The organism is Longimicrobium sp., assembly GCF_036280135.1.
In the GTDB taxonomy this organism is placed as follows: domain Bacteria; phylum Gemmatimonadota; class Gemmatimonadetes; order Longimicrobiales; family Longimicrobiaceae; genus Longimicrobium.
Genome location: NZ_DASURI010000151.1, coordinates 1 through 13,662 on the forward strand (window position 1 = coordinate 1; position 13,662 = coordinate 13,662).

Annotated in this window: 12 protein-coding genes and 1 riboswitch; of the genes, 5 read left to right on the plus strand and 7 right to left on the minus strand. The window is 71.5% G+C overall.

Annotated features, from left to right (window positions below):
• Positions 1-34 precede the first annotated feature (34 nt).
• A complete protein-coding gene (locus VFZ20_RS04565; RefSeq protein ID WP_329682650.1) occupies positions 35-1,099 on the plus strand; it encodes a L,D-transpeptidase in 1,065 nt (354 codons plus the stop codon).
• Between the two features lie 595 nt (positions 1,100-1,694).
• Here VFZ20_RS04565 and VFZ20_RS04570 read toward each other — a convergent pair.
• A complete protein-coding gene (locus VFZ20_RS04570) occupies positions 1,695-4,382 on the minus strand; it encodes a PAS domain S-box protein (protein WP_329682651.1) in 2,688 nt (895 codons plus the stop codon).
• 678 nt (positions 4,383-5,060) lie between these two features.
• Between VFZ20_RS04570 and VFZ20_RS04575 the strand changes: the two genes are divergently transcribed.
• Positions 5,061-6,788, plus strand: a complete 1,728-nt coding sequence (locus VFZ20_RS04575) for an alpha/beta hydrolase (RefSeq protein ID WP_329682652.1) — start codon at positions 5,061-5,063, stop codon at positions 6,786-6,788.
• A gap of 33 nt (positions 6,789-6,821) precedes the next feature.
• On the opposite strand, the gene VFZ20_RS04580 is transcribed toward VFZ20_RS04575, so the two are convergent.
• Positions 6,822-7,295, minus strand: coding sequence for a DUF6265 family protein (locus tag VFZ20_RS04580; protein ID WP_329682653.1), 474 nt, complete (start codon positions 7,293-7,295; stop codon positions 6,822-6,824).
• Between the two features lie 180 nt (positions 7,296-7,475).
• On the opposite strand from VFZ20_RS04580, the gene VFZ20_RS04585 reads away from it, so the two are divergent.
• Complete coding sequence (locus tag VFZ20_RS04585; protein WP_329682654.1) at positions 7,476-7,745, plus strand: hypothetical protein; 270 nt, start codon at positions 7,476-7,478, stop codon at positions 7,743-7,745.
• Between the two features lie 60 nt (positions 7,746-7,805).
• Here the strand turns inward: VFZ20_RS04585 and VFZ20_RS04590 are convergent, their stop codons facing one another.
• Positions 7,806-8,417, minus strand: a complete 612-nt coding sequence (locus VFZ20_RS04590; protein WP_329682655.1) for a hypothetical protein — start codon at positions 8,415-8,417, stop codon at positions 7,806-7,808.
• 101 nt (positions 8,418-8,518) lie between these two features.
• Between VFZ20_RS04590 and VFZ20_RS04595 the strand changes: the two genes are divergently transcribed.
• On the plus strand, positions 8,519-9,118 hold the full coding sequence (locus tag VFZ20_RS04595) for a type IV toxin-antitoxin system AbiEi family antitoxin domain-containing protein (RefSeq protein ID WP_329682656.1): 600 nt from the start codon (positions 8,519-8,521) through the stop codon (positions 9,116-9,118).
• Positions 9,115-10,029 (plus strand): nucleotidyl transferase AbiEii/AbiGii toxin family protein, encoded by a 915-nt coding sequence (locus VFZ20_RS04600; protein ID WP_329682657.1) that lies wholly within the window; start codon positions 9,115-9,117, stop codon positions 10,027-10,029. The genes VFZ20_RS04595 and VFZ20_RS04600 overlap by 4 nt, the downstream gene beginning before the upstream one ends.
• Before the next feature lie 6 nt (positions 10,030-10,035).
• Here VFZ20_RS04600 and VFZ20_RS04605 read toward each other — a convergent pair whose 3' ends face one another.
• The 4 genes from VFZ20_RS04605 to VFZ20_RS04620 form a co-directional block, all read right to left on the minus strand.
• Entirely contained in the window at positions 10,036-10,581 is a 546-nt protein-coding gene (locus VFZ20_RS04605; protein WP_329682658.1) for a DUF2721 domain-containing protein, read from the minus strand.
• Between the two features lie 306 nt (positions 10,582-10,887).
• Entirely contained in the window at positions 10,888-11,499 is a 612-nt protein-coding gene (locus tag VFZ20_RS04610; RefSeq protein WP_329682659.1) for a M23 family metallopeptidase, read from the minus strand.
• A 16-nt stretch (positions 11,500-11,515) separates the two neighbouring features.
• A riboswitch (cyclic di-GMP riboswitch) is annotated at positions 11,516-11,608 on the minus strand.
• A gap of 363 nt (positions 11,609-11,971) precedes the next feature.
• A complete protein-coding gene (locus VFZ20_RS04615) occupies positions 11,972-12,352 on the minus strand; it encodes a RidA family protein (protein WP_349264063.1) in 381 nt (126 codons plus the stop codon).
• Positions 12,353-12,503: 151 nt separating this feature from the next.
• On the minus strand, positions 12,504-13,292 hold the full coding sequence (locus tag VFZ20_RS04620) for a PhzF family phenazine biosynthesis protein (protein WP_329682661.1): 789 nt from the start codon (positions 13,290-13,292) through the stop codon (positions 12,504-12,506).
• Positions 13,293-13,662: the final 370 nt, after the last annotated feature.

The following is a 13,662-nucleotide window of genomic DNA, read 5'->3' on the forward strand; positions in this document are numbered from 1 at the left end:
ACGCACTACCTCTTTACCGGCAGGCCCCCCTCACATGCTCAGGTCCCGCGCAGGCAAGTTCGGCATTCTCCTGGTGGCGTCGGTCGCGCTCAGCGCGGCGCTGCTGCGGCGCAATGCCACGGGCACCGTCTCGGGCGGAAACGCCTTTCTTCCACCCAGTGCCGACGGAGCCGGGCGCGCCGACAGCGCCACCGCGGCGGCCGACAGCGCCCAGCCCGCAAAGCCCAAGCGGCAGATCGTCCCCGACGTGGAGGTGGTGGTCAACATCCCCAGCGGACGCCTGCAGCTCGTCCAGGGGGACAGCGTGGTCAAGAGCTATCCGGTCTCCGTGGGCAGCGCGCGCTATCCCACGCCCGTGGGCGACTACCTGCTGGCGACGGTCATCTGGAACCCGTGGTGGAACCCGCCGCCGGAGAGCGGCTGGGCGCGCAACCGCAAGCCGGAGCCGCCGGGCCCCAACAACCCCATGGGCCGGGTCAAGCTGCACATGGATGAGCTCATCTACATCCATGGCACCAACAGCGAGGGGCGGCTGGGCGCGCCGGCGTCACACGGGTGCATCCGCATGTCCAACGCCGACGTGGTGGACCTCGCGCGGCGCCTGCACCAGATCGCCGCGCCGTCCATGGAAGGCGCCGAGCTGGACCGCATGTCGCGCCCGGGCCGCGAGCAGCGCCACACGGTGATGGCGCGCTCCATCCGCATGCGCGTGACGTACAACGTGGCCGAGCTGCGGGGCGACCGGCTGCACGTGTTCCCCGACGTGTACGGCAAGGGCGGCGACTTCGCGGCGCGGGTGCGCGGCGAGCTGGCCCGCGGCGGCGTGGACAGCCTGCAGATCCCGCCGCTCGCCATGTCGCGGCTGCGGTCCAGCGCCGGCGCGCGGGGCGGCGCCTCGTTCGCCCTGGCCGAGATCCCGGAGCTGCGCCCCCTGCCGCCGTCGGAGCCGCGCGAGACGGGCCCGCGCGTACTGGGCGCGCCCGCGGCCGCGGCGCCGGAAGCGTCGGCCACGCCCGAGGCCCCGCGCGACACGCTGTTCATCCCCAACGCGCCCGCCGAGCCCGCCGCCATCGACACCACGACGGACGAGGCGCCCTGACCGGCGTCGAACGCGCGCGTCGGATGGCAGCAGGATAACGAGAACCGGCACCCGCCTGGAGCGGGGGGCCGGTTCTTCGTTTGGTGTCGCGGCGGAGAAGACGATTCCAGAGCGGGAAAGGACCGTCGCTGCGCGACGGGGGCCCTCTCCCCCGACCGCCTTTTTGCTCGTTCCTCGCAACGGCGGTCGACCCCTCCCCCAACTTCGGGGGAGGGGTTAGCGAGAGGGCGAGTTCAGCGCGCGAAGGTCAGTTCGTGCTGGGGCTGGGTTCTCCCCCTCCCCCGCGAAGCGGGGGCAGGGGGCCGGGGGGAGGGGGCCCTCGGCGGGCGAGACACGCTCCGCCAGCGTGCACGATCCGGGAGCCCCGTTCTGGTCTCCTCTCTCCGCGAGGAACGAGCGGGGAGAGGCCGGGAGAGGGGCGGGCTGCTGCCGGCGCGAGCCGTCCGAATGCCCAGATGAAGTTCTCCCTTCCCCCATGCCGTTTATGGGGGAAGGGTCGGGGATGGGGGGCGCTCGCCCGCCGCGGGATCCATCCCTTTCCACGCGATCCCTTCCCGTGCGATCCCTCCTCTCCGCCCCGAAGCCGGCCCCGCGCCTACATCTCCTCCATCCGCTTGCGTACCTGCCGCACCGTCCTGGCCGTGCGGTCGATCACGCGCTGGGTTTCGGCCAGCAGCCGCTCGCTGTCGGGGATGGAGGCGTGCGCCTCGGCGGCCACGCGCGCGCCGCGGTCCAGCAGCCGCCGCGCCAGGACCACGATGGGCGCGGGGTCCGCGCCGGCACGCATCGCGGCGTCCTGCACGTGCTCCTCGATCACCTCGCCCAGCAGCACGTACTCGCGCGCCACCTCGTCCGTCGTAAAGCCCAGCCGCGCCCGCTGCGCCCCGTGCAGCGAGGCGATGGTGCGCTGGATGCTCTCGCCGTCGCGCATGAACACGGGCTCGCCGCCCGTGGCATCCAGGGTGATGAGCGCCCGCGCCACCTCCACGATGTACGAGATGGTGTGGTCCTCCACCAGCTCGCGCTCCAGCCCGTGCGCGTGCGGCACACCGGCATCACGTCCCATCCGCTCCACCCACGCGTCCAGCACGCGCTCCACCTGCTCCTCCAGCATGCGCGCCGCCGCCGCCAGCCCGGGGATCTCGCCCGCGTCGCGCGGCCACTCGTCCGCGGCGGCGGGCTCCTCGGGCATGAAGCCCGGCAGCCACAGCGTAAACACGGAGCCCAGCCCCGGCCGGCTGCGGGCGGAGAGCTCACCGCCCATCAGCCGGGCAAAGCGGCGGCTGATGGCCAGCCCCAGCCCCGTGCCGCCCGTCTCTCGCGTGTGCGTGTCGTCCACCTGCGTGAACGGCTCGAAGACGCGGGCCAGCTGCTCCGGCGCGATGCCGATCCCCGTGTCTTCCACCTCGATGCAGGCGTACGGCCCCGGCTGCGGCGGATGCACCCCCGGCAGGGGCTCGGCGTCGCCCCAGCAGCGCACCGAGACGGTACCGCCGGGACGGGTGAACTTGACGGCGTTGCTCAGCAGGTTGAGCAGGATCTGCCGCACGCGGTCGCGGTCGCCCACGTAGGCGGCCTCGGCGTCGCACGGCTCCTCGCGCACCTCGATACCCCGCGCCGTGGCCTGCGGCAGCACCATGTTGATGGCGTCGGACGCCGCGTCGCGCAGCAGCACGTGCTCGCGGGCCACGCCCATCTGCCCCGCCTCGATCTTGGCGAAGTCCAGCACGTCGTTCACCAGCCCCAGCAGGTGCTGGCTGCTTACGCGGATGCGGTCCAGGTACCCGCGCTGCCCGTCGTTCAGCGGGCCCTGCAGCCCCATGTCCAGCAGCTCCGCGTACCCGATGACGGCGTTGATGGGCGTGCGGATCTCGTGGCTCATGGTCGCCAGGAACACCGACTTGGCGCGGCTGGCCTCCTCGGCCTGCGTGCGCGCGGCCTGCGCCTCGGCCAGGGCCTGCGCGCGGCCTTCCAGCGCGCGCAGGTTCTCTTCCACGTCCGTGTTGGTGCCGAACCAGCGGACAATGCGCCCCGCCTCGTCGCGCAGGGGCAGCGCGCGAGAGAGAAAACGGCGAAACGCGCCGTCCGCGCCGCGCAGGGGAAAGGTATCTTCCCACGGCTCGCCGGCCTGGATGGCGCGGCGAAAGCGGGCCTCCACCCCCGGCAGCTCGTCCGGGTGATGGACGGATCGCCATCCCCAGCCGCGCATCTGCTCCCACGTGGTGCCCGTGTAGTCGTACCAGCGCTGGTTGTACCAGGTAAGGGAGCCCGTCTCGTCCGCCATCCACGCCAGCTGGGGGATGGATTCCGCCAGCAGGCGAAACTGCCGCTCGCTCTCCTCGGCGGCGGCGCGGGCGCGGTGCTCGGCCTGGTACAGCCGTGCGCGGCGGACGGCCTGCGCGCACTGGCGGCCCAGGGCCAGCATGAACGCGCGATCGTCGTCGCCAAACACGTGCGGCGCGCGAAAGCTCAGCCCCATGGCGCCCACCCGCTCGCCTTCGACGACGAGGGGAACGGACACGGACATGGGATGGTCGCCGGCTTGGCCCACGATGGCGGGGTAGCGCGTGGCGCGCTCCTCGAACGACCGCACGACGACCACCTCGCCCGTGCGCGCCGCGTCCGCGATGGGAACGCCGGCGTCCAGGGGAAAGCGCTGCCACCCCTCGATGCGTCCCGGCGCGTACCCGCGCGAGGCCAGCACCTCCAGGTGCGCGCCGTCCGCCGTCACCAGCACCAGCACGCCCGCGTCGGCCGCCAGGGAGCCGATCCCCTGGTCCATCACCACGCCGGCCACCTGCGCGGGGGTGAGCGCCTCCGACAGCAACTCGGTGATGGCCTGCAGCGAGCGCGTGCGGCCGGCGGCGTGCTCGGCGCGCTGCTCGGCCCGCACCCGCTCCGTCACGTCCAGCACGAGCGAGAGCTGGCCCAGCGTCACGCCGCGCGAGTCCACGATGGCCGTGTTGTACCACTCGCAGTGCAGGACGCGGCCGTCGCGGGTGAGGTTGCGGTTGGCGGAGAACGTCTGCCGCGCGCGCCCCTCGGCCAGGTCCGACGCCACCTGGCGCACCTGCGGCACGTCGTCGGGGTGGATGATGGGCCACTGGGACGCCGTCCGGCCGCGTACCTCGTCCGCCGACCAGCCAAAGAGCGCCTCGGCCTCGGGGCTCCAGCGCGCCACGCGCCCGTCCGCGTCCCACTCCACCGAGGCCAGCGGGGGCTGCGGCGGGGTGGATGCACGGGCGTTCGCGTCCGGCGGATGGGCGTGCGTCGGCTCGGTCATGGTGCGTCGTCAAGGGCGCGCGGGTCCAGCCGGACGAGACGGAACAAGTTTCGGGCCGTAGGAGTGCGGGAGTGCGGGAGTGCGGGAGTGCGGGAGTGCGGGAGTGCGGGAGTGCGGGAGTGCGGGAGTGCGAAAGTGCGAAAGTGCGAAAGTGCGAAAGTGCGAAAGTGCGTGAGTGCGAAAGTGCGAAAGTGCGAAAGTGGCAAAGTGTGGAACGGAGTATCGGCCGCTCGTGCATGGGGGTGAATCCGCGCGGCACGCCGGGCGCCCCCCTCCCCGACCCTCCCCCACAAACTGCGTGGGGGAGGGAGTTGGCTCGCGAGGGAGGGCAGCCTTCGTCCGAGTTCAGGCCTCCCCCTCCCCCGCGAAGCGGGGGCAGGGGGCCGGGGGGAGGGGGCCCTCCGCGGGCCAGAAACAGCCCGCCTCCGTGTACGGACCCGGCGCCCGCGATGTCGTTCTCCCTTCCCCCATGCCGTTTATGGGGGAAGGGTCGGGGATGGGGGGCGCTCAGCGGGCCGGCAGATTACACGCCTCTGTGCACGATCCCCATCCTCCCTTGCTCTTCTGCCCTTTTAGCCCTTCCGCCGTTCTTCGCCCGTAAACCAATCGTTTCCTGTCCGCATCCAACAGGGGTTCCGCGCCGGTCATGCCCCATCCACCCCGCCCGGAGGACCGCCCATGCGCCCGTCCCGCCTCATCCCCCTCGTCCCGCTGGCCGCGGCGCTGCTGGCCGCCGCCGGCACGGACGCGCAGACGCCCGCCTGGAGCGCGTGCACCAACCCCAACCTGCCCGCGGACGCGCGCTGCGGCACGCTGCAGGTGCCGGAGAACCGCGAACAGCCCGGCGGCCGGCAGCTCAGCCTGGCCATCATCGTGATCCCCGGCCGCGGGCTGCAGCCGATCCGCCAGGCCATGACGTTCTTCGGCGGGGGGCCGGGGCAGGCGGCATCCAGCATGGCGCCGTGGATCTGGCAGGACTTCGACGCCGTGCGCGAGGGGCGCGACCTGGTATTCGTGGACCAGCGCGGCACGGGCAGCTCCAGCCCGCTCGTCTGCAACCTGCGCGATCCCGCCAACCCGCAGTCGTACCTGGACGACTTTCTTCCGCCGGCGCGCGCGGCCGCCTGCCGCGACTCGCTGGCCACCTTCGCGGACCTCACGCGCTACGGCTTCCCCGAGATGGCGCACGACACGGAGGCGTGGCGCAGGGCGCTGGGCTACGACCGGCTGGACCTGTGGGGCGGATCGTACGGCACGCGCGCGGCCCTCGTGTACCTGCGGATGTACCCGCAAAGCGTGCGCAGCGTGGTGCTGGAGGGCGTGGTGCCGTTCGGGTTCCTGCAGCCCAGGGACTACGCGCGCGACATGGACGCCGCGCTGGCGGGGCTCTTTGCGAAGTGCCGTGCGGACGCGGCGTGCAACGGGGCGTTCCCCGACGTCGCGGCGGAGCTGCGGGCGGTGGCGGACCGCATTCGCCAGGGGCCGGTGACGGCGGAGATCCGCGACCGCGAGACGGGGCGGATGACGCGGCTTTCGATGTCGTACGGGACGTTCGCGGAGACCCTCCGCAAGATGATGTACGATCCGGGGATGGCCAGCACGGTGCCGTTCGTCGTCCACCGCGCGTTCGAAGGCGACTACCGGCCGCTGATCCGCTACGGGCTGGGCGACCGGCGGGGCTCGGCCGACAGCTCGTGGGGGCTGTACCTGGCGCTCACCTGCAGCGAGGACGTGCCCTTCATCGACCAGGCGGCCGCCGCCGCGGAGAACGGCCGCACCCTCCTGGGCGACTACCGCGTGCGGCAGCAGGCCGCGGCGTGCGAGGGGTGGCCGCGCCACGCCGTCGCGGCGGACTACCACCAGCCCCTGCGGTCCGATGCGCCCGTGCTGCTCATCTCCGGCGAGCTGGACCCCGTGACCCCGGCCAGCGGCGGCACCCTGGCCGCGCGGACGCTGCCCAACTCGTTGCACGTCATCGTCCCCGGCGGGGCACACGGCTCCGGCGGCATGAATGACGGCGGATGCGTGCAGGGGCTGCTGATGCGCTTCGTCCAGCAGGCGTCCGTGCGCGGGCTGGACACGGCGTGCGTGGCGGGCATCCGGCGTCCGCCGTTCGTCATCGACATCCCCGAGGCCGTGGCGGTGGACCCGGCTGTGCTGGCGCGGCTGGCCGGCACCTACGTGGCCACGGGCGACCGGCCGCTGCGGGCGACGGTGGAGGCGATCGACGGCGGCCTGCGCATACGGGGCGACGACGGGTTCGAGGCCGTGGCGCTGCCCATCTCGCCCACCCGGTTCCTGTGGGACGGCGGGCCGGGCACGTTCGGCTTCGAGTTCTCGGACGATGCCACGACGCTCACCGTCCGCGCGAACGGCCCGCCCATGGTGCTCGTCCGCCGTCCGTAGGCGGGGCGGATGCGAATGGCCGGCGCGGGCGGGTCAGGTGCCGCACGCGCCGGGCAGCATCCGCCACTCCACGGGCGGCCCGCCGCCGTCCAGCCGCACGGCCAGGATGGTCTCGCCGTCGCCGCGGTAGATGATGTTCTGCGGAAAATCGTTCTCCGGGTTGGAAAAGACGGCCGTCCCCTCCGTCGTCATCTCCAGGCGGAAGGGGGCGGCCGGCGCGCCGTCCGGGTACGGCGTGAGGACGATCTGCCCCGCGGAGTCGGCGTGGATGCGCGAGAACTCCCATCCGCGCACGCGGCCGTCACGCAGGTAGCGCGTGGTGGCCAGCATGGCGTCCGCGTCCGCCGCCGTCCACGTCTCCTCGATGGTTGTCGAATCCGCGCCGGTCCCCCGCCAGCATCCGCTCATGAACGCCAGCGCCGACAGCGGCCCCTGCGCGTCCCGCTGCATGGGCGCCGCGCCGAGCAGCGCCGGCGCCAGCACCGCCGTCATCCATCGCATCCGCATCCTCTTCTCCTCGTCTCGGTCAACTCAATCCCGCAGCCCGCCGCGCCTCTCTGCATCCCGCGACATCACCATCCCGGATGCCTGCCGACAGCCCTTCGCCCGCGTGCGGGAGGCGTGGCCCGGCGGATGCATGCCCGGCGCCCCTCGCGAACCGACGGCCCACGGACGAGGGAGGAACCGATGGCGAAGTGCGAAGTGTGCGGGAACGACTACTACCTGTCGTTCGAGGTGATCACGGCCGGCAACCGGCACGTGTTCGACAGCTTCGAGTGCGCCATCCACAAGCTGGCGCCCGTCTGCGCACACTGCGGCTGCAAGGTGCTGGGGCACGGCGTGGAGGCCAACGGCACGTTCTACTGCTGCGCCCACTGCGCGCGCCAGAGCGGCGCCAACGACGTGGCGGACCACTCCGCCACCTCGCCCCGGGGCCTGGAAGCCGCGAACGGGTAACCGCCGTGTGATCCGACATTCCGCGATGTGTCCGGCGCCCCGCCCGCGCCGGACGCGCGCCTATGCCTGCCGCTCGACGGCGTAGGGCGCCGGGATCTCCTCGTCTCCCACGAGGATGAACTGCTCCGCCTCGTACCCCTCCGGCGGATCCTCCTCCATCCAGAAGTCGCTGAACCGGAACGTGTACGCCAGGTCCGGGTGGCCCAGCTCGTCCATCAGGCCGCCGTGGCGTCGCATGGCGTACCGGAACTCGTTGTCGTCGTTGGGGCTGTGGAGGAACCGGCCTACTTCCTGGACATCCGCGGACCTGAGCTGCATCTCGCGGCACAGCACGTCCGCGCTTCCGCCGCGCGGCTGGCCGCGCACGGCGGACGGATAGCCCGGCCGCGAGTCGTACTCGTCCACCACCTCGCCGTCGCGGCACAGGACGTACTGAAAGACGTCGCTGTCGAATACGAACACGCCCCACGCCGCGCACGCCAGCCGGCGCGAGAGCCAGCGCGTCACGGGCCGCAGCGCATCCGGCTCGTCCTCGCAGCGCGCGTCGTACACCACCGTGACGCCCCGGTCCGTGGGCGAGACAAAGCAGGTCATCCCCTGCTCCTGGGCGGCTTCGATGACCTGCGCCTGCGTCGGCCCGCGCAGCGTGATGTTGGCGTACGTGGTACCCATGACGTGCCTCGAAGGATGCGGGAGGTGAAGAACGGACGCGCCTCCACTTTTCAAATCCTCGGGACTTGCATACAATTCATGAGGATAATGAGAGGAGCGCGATGACGGACTTTCGAGAACGGACGCTGGACCTGCTGCGCGGGCGCGGGGCCCTGCGGCCGCGGGACCTGGATGGGCACGGGATTCCACGACATTACCTGCAGCTGCTGCTCGCGGACGGCGCCGTGGAGCGCGTGGGCCGCGGCCTGTACGTACCCGTCGGCGCGGACCTGTCCGAGAGCCACACCCTCGCCGAGGCGGGCGCGCGCGTTCCGCACGGCGTGATCTGCCTGCTCTCGGCGCTGCGCTTTCACGGCATCGGCACGCAGATGCCGCACGCCGTGTGGATGGCCCTGGAAGAGAAGGCGTGGCAGCCGCGCGTGGATCACCCGCCGCTCCGCATCGTGCGCTTTTCCGGCGCCGCGTGGACGTATGGCGTGGAGCGGCACATGGTGGAGGGCGTGCCCGTCCGCGTCTACTCGTCCGCCAAGACAGTGGCGGATTGCTTCAAGTACCGCAACAAGATCGGCGTGGATGTGGCCGTCGAGGCCCTGCGCGACTCCCTGCGCCACCGCCTCGCCACCCCCGACGAGCTGATGCGCGCGGCGGCCGCCTGCCGCATGACACGCGTGATGACGCCTTATCTCCAGGCGCTGACATGACGAACGAGTCTCCACGCAACGTACCAGCGTCCGTGCGGCAGCGCCTGCTGAACCTGGCGCGGGAGCGCGGTGAAGACTTCAACTTTCTCCTGACCCTCTACGGCCTCGAGCGGCTGCTGTACCGCCTGGGCCGCTCTCCGCATCGCGCGGACTTCGTGCTGAAGGGCGCGATGCTGCTGCGCGCGTGGTCCGTCAGCGCGCACCGTCCCACGCGTGACCTGGACCTCCTGGGCCGCGGCGAGCCCAGCAGACGGAGGCTGGAGTCCATCTTCGCGAGCCTGTGGGAAACGCACGCGGAGAAAGACGGGCTTGAGCTGGAGCCGGGCACCCTTCGCAGCGAGGAGATCCGCGAGAACCAGGAGTACGGCGGCGTCCGGGTGACGATGGCCGCGCGACTGGGGAACGCACGCGTCCCTATGCAGGTGGACGTCGGTTTCGGCGACGCGGTCACGCCCGGGATCACGGAAGTCACGTATCCCACGCTGCTGGACGGCGCCGCACCCGTGCTGCTGGCGTATCCGCCGGAGACCGTTGTGGCCGAAAAGCTCCAGGCGATGGTCTCGCTCGGGCTCGCCAACACGCGGATGAAGGACTTCTACGATCTCTGGATCATTGCCAGGAGCTTCGATTTCTCCGGGGAAACCCTCTGCGGCGCGATCTCGGCGACGTTCACACGGCGGGAAACCGCGATCCCGGGCGGGACACCCGTTGCCCTGTCGCCGGAGTACTTCGATGATCCCGCCAGGCAGCGGCAGTGGACGGCGTTCCTTGCCCGTACAGGCCTGTCCGCTCCCGACCTGGCGTCCGTCACCGAGTTCCTCCGGGGGTTCCTGCTTCTCCCTCTCGACGTGCTTCACGCGGACAAACCGGCGGTCATGACATGGCCCGCCGGCGGTCCCTGGACGAGGTGATTCCACCTATCCCCGCCGCCACCGCGGTCGGGCGCGGGCGCGGCCCACGATGTTGTCGGGTGGGGAGTAGCGCTGGCGCAGCCGCTGCACGAACTCCATCTCGTCGTACACGGCCGTGAGCGAGATGCGCGACTCCATGATCAGCAGCACGCTGCTCCAGAACAGCAGCAGCGCCCCGATGAACCCCATCCCCAGCGCCACCCACGCGTACGCCACCTTCGTCACCGCCACCACGCCGATGGCCACGCTCGTGGCGATGAAGATGGCCAGCGCCATGTACAGCCGCGTGAGCGCGCGCGTGAGCAGCTTGGCCCGCCGCGCCGTGCGCCCCAGCTGCTCCAGCAGCAGGTCGCGCTCCTCGGGCAGCAGCGTGCGCTCCTCGTCCTTGGCCTCTTCCGTCACGCGCTCGGCGATGGCGCGCGTGCGGTCCACGGCGCGCGTCAGCCGGTTGCTGGTGGCCAGGATGAGGGAGCTGCTGCCCAGGATGAGCACCGCCGGCGTGACCATCGCCGACAGCACGCTGAGCGTGGCGGACAGGGTTTCGATCTGCACGGCGGAGGAAGTGCGTGAGTGCGTGAGTGCGAAAGTGCGAAAGTGCGAAAGTGCGAAAGTGCGAAAGTGCGAGAGTAACGGCGGACGGACTTCGGCGAGGCGCACGAACGTCATCCAACCTGCAATACCCTGCTCCGCCGGGCAATCATCCCGCCGACGGTGATGTTCAGTCCACTTGGCACTTGGCACTCGGTACTTGGCACTTGGCACCATGTCCCTTCGGATGCGCATCATCCGCCGAAACGAACGCCGCCCCGTCCGCGTGGGGGGCGGACGGGGCGGCGAGGCGACTGCGCGCGGCGCGGATCAGCGCGCGGGGCGCAGCAGGTCGTAGGGGTTCAGGTTGCGGCCCTCCCACCAGCGGTCGGAGCTGTCCAGGATGGCCACGCTGAAGTGCAGGTGGTAGTCGCCGGGCTGCGCGTTGCCCGTGTCGCCCACGTACCCGATCACCTCGCCGCGCTCCACGCGCTGGCCTTCGTGCAGCCCCTCGGCATAGCCGTCCAGGTGCGCGTAGTAGTAGCGCGTGCGGCCGTCGTCGTCCAGCAGGTACACGGAGATTCCGCCGCGCGACCCGCTGTGCAGCTTGATCACCGTGCCGTTGGCCACGGCCAGCGCCGGCGTGCCGCGCGGGGCGTGGATGTCGATGGCGTGGTGCGTGCGTCCCTCGGAGCGCGCCTGGTTGTACGTGTCGTGCAGCTGCGCGCGGCTGATGCCTTCCACGGGCACCAGCATGCCGGCGGACTCGCTGTCGCGCGCGGCGACGGACACGCCGGCGCCGCTGGCAACCAGCGAGCGGGGCTGGGCCACGGGGGTGCCCAGCAGGCGGCGCTGCGCATGACCCGGGTTGGCCACGGCGGCCAGGGCCAGCACGGCAAACGCGCCGCGGACGGCGGTGGAGCGGAGGGTGTTCTGGAACATGGGGGAGTGACTCTCAGTCGGCGGCTCGACTGGCGTTGCGGGGTGAGGGCCCCGCGGTAGCCTCGTAGCTTTGCGTCCCCGCCTTTCGACGGGTTTGCCGTGTCAGATTGAGGTCCCGGATTGGATCCTGCGGCCGGGAGGGTCGGGTACTTCGGGTACTGCCGGATGCGCTCCGAAACCGCCCCATCCTCCGTCCGCCACCCACCGGATTCGGGAGAACGATGAACGCGCGAAGTCACGCCCCGGAGCGCGGGGTGGGGCGGGTGGCGTCCATGCTGTAAATGGGATCAGTGCGGGCGCATCATAGTACGCGATTGGCCCTCGCGCCAGAGTTCCGTATCACCAAAACTTCAGCATCCACGCCATACTTTCGCGTATCACGATACGGCGCAACGGCTTAGCAGATTCCGCAAAGCGCGCGAAGCAAACACGTTCGAACGTTCGTTCTCCGCCCCGGATCAGCCGATACGGATCAGGATGCCACGTAGGCGTCCGCCTCGATCTCCACGAGCATGGCGGGATCGATCAGGGCGCGCACCTCCACCATCGTGGCCGCGGGCCGGATGCCGGCGAAGAACTCGCCGTGCGCCCGGCCGACCTCCTCCCAGCGGGAGATGTCGGTCACGAACATCCGCGTGCGGACCACGTCCTCCATCCGCGCGCCGGCCACGTGCAGCGCGGCCTGGATCTTTTGCAGCGTAAGCCGCGTCTGCGCGTACGCGTCGCCGGGGAACCGCACCGAGCCGTCCTTGCCCGTGGCCGTGGTCCCCGCGACGTGCACGTGCGGTCCCACGCGCACGGCGCGCGAGTAGCCCACGGCGGGCTCCCACGTTCCGCCGCTGGAGATGCGCATCCGCCCCTCCGCCTGCTCCACGCCCAGCTTGGTCCCACCGTCCGCGTCATCGCTCGACGGTGCCGCCACGCCCTTTTCCGTCATCGGCAGATCTCCGCGTTTTCTTTAGTTACTCCCGCACTTTCGCACTTTCGCACTCTCGCACTGCCGTTCAGACCAGCTCGCCCCGCACAACCGTCACCGCCTGCCCGCCGAGCATCACGCGGTCGCCGGCGACGCGCACCTTCACCACGCCGCCGCGGCGCGACGCCTGGAAACCGGTGAGCGTGTCGCGGCCCAGGCGCGCGGCCCAGAACGGCGCCAGCACGCAGTGCGCGGAGCCGGTGACGGGGTCCTCCGGCACGCCCACGCGCGGCGCGAAGAAGCGCGAGACAAAGTCGTGCTCCCCACCCGCCGCGCGCGCCGTGACGATCACGCCACGCGCCTCCACGTTGCCCAGCAGCGTAAGGTCCGGCGCGAGCCCGTGGACGACCTCCTCCGATTCCACCTCCACCAGCCAGTCGAACACGCTGCGTCCCGCGTAGACGATGCGCGTGCCCAGCGCCTGCTCCAGCCCGTCGGGCGCGGGGGCCTGCTCCTCGGGCTTGGCGGGAAAGTCGAGGGTGATCCAGTCCCCGTCGCGCGCGGCCGTCAGCAGGCCGCTGCGCGTGTGGAAGCGCGCCACTGCGTCGGGCGTCAGACGGCCGTCCTGCCACAGCACGTGCGCGCTGGCCAGCGTGGCGTGGCCGCAGAGGGCGACCTCCACCGCGGGAGTGAACCAGCGCAGGCTCCACCCGTCGTCCCGGGGATGCAGGAACGCCGTCTCGGACAGGTTCATCTCCGCGGCAACGCGCTGCATCCACGCCTCGTCGGCCGGGCCGTCCATCACGCACACGGCGGCGGGGTTGCCTGCGAACGGCCGGTCCGTGAACGCGTCCACGGTGATGATGGTCTGCGGCATCTTCGTTGGTCTGCGGATGGAGAGTGCGGATGATGCGGATCGCGCGCGGGCGGCAATCTATCCGGGCCGGCGGGGAGCGGCAAAAGGGCGACGGACTCGAGGAGGGTTGGCGCGAAGGGCGGGCGCCCCCCATCCCCGACCCTTCCCCCATAAACTGCATGGGGGAAGGGAGAACTTCATTGTGAGAGGGGACGGATGGCGCCGGCAGCCGCCCGCCCCTCTCCCGGCCTCTCCCCGCTCGTTCCTCGCGGAGAGGAGAACTTCGTCGCGGGCGCCGGGATCGTGCAGTCTGACGGAGCGTGTCTCGCCCGCGGAGGGCCCCCTCCCCCCGACCCCCCTGCCCCCGCTTCGCGGGGGAGGGGGAGAACCC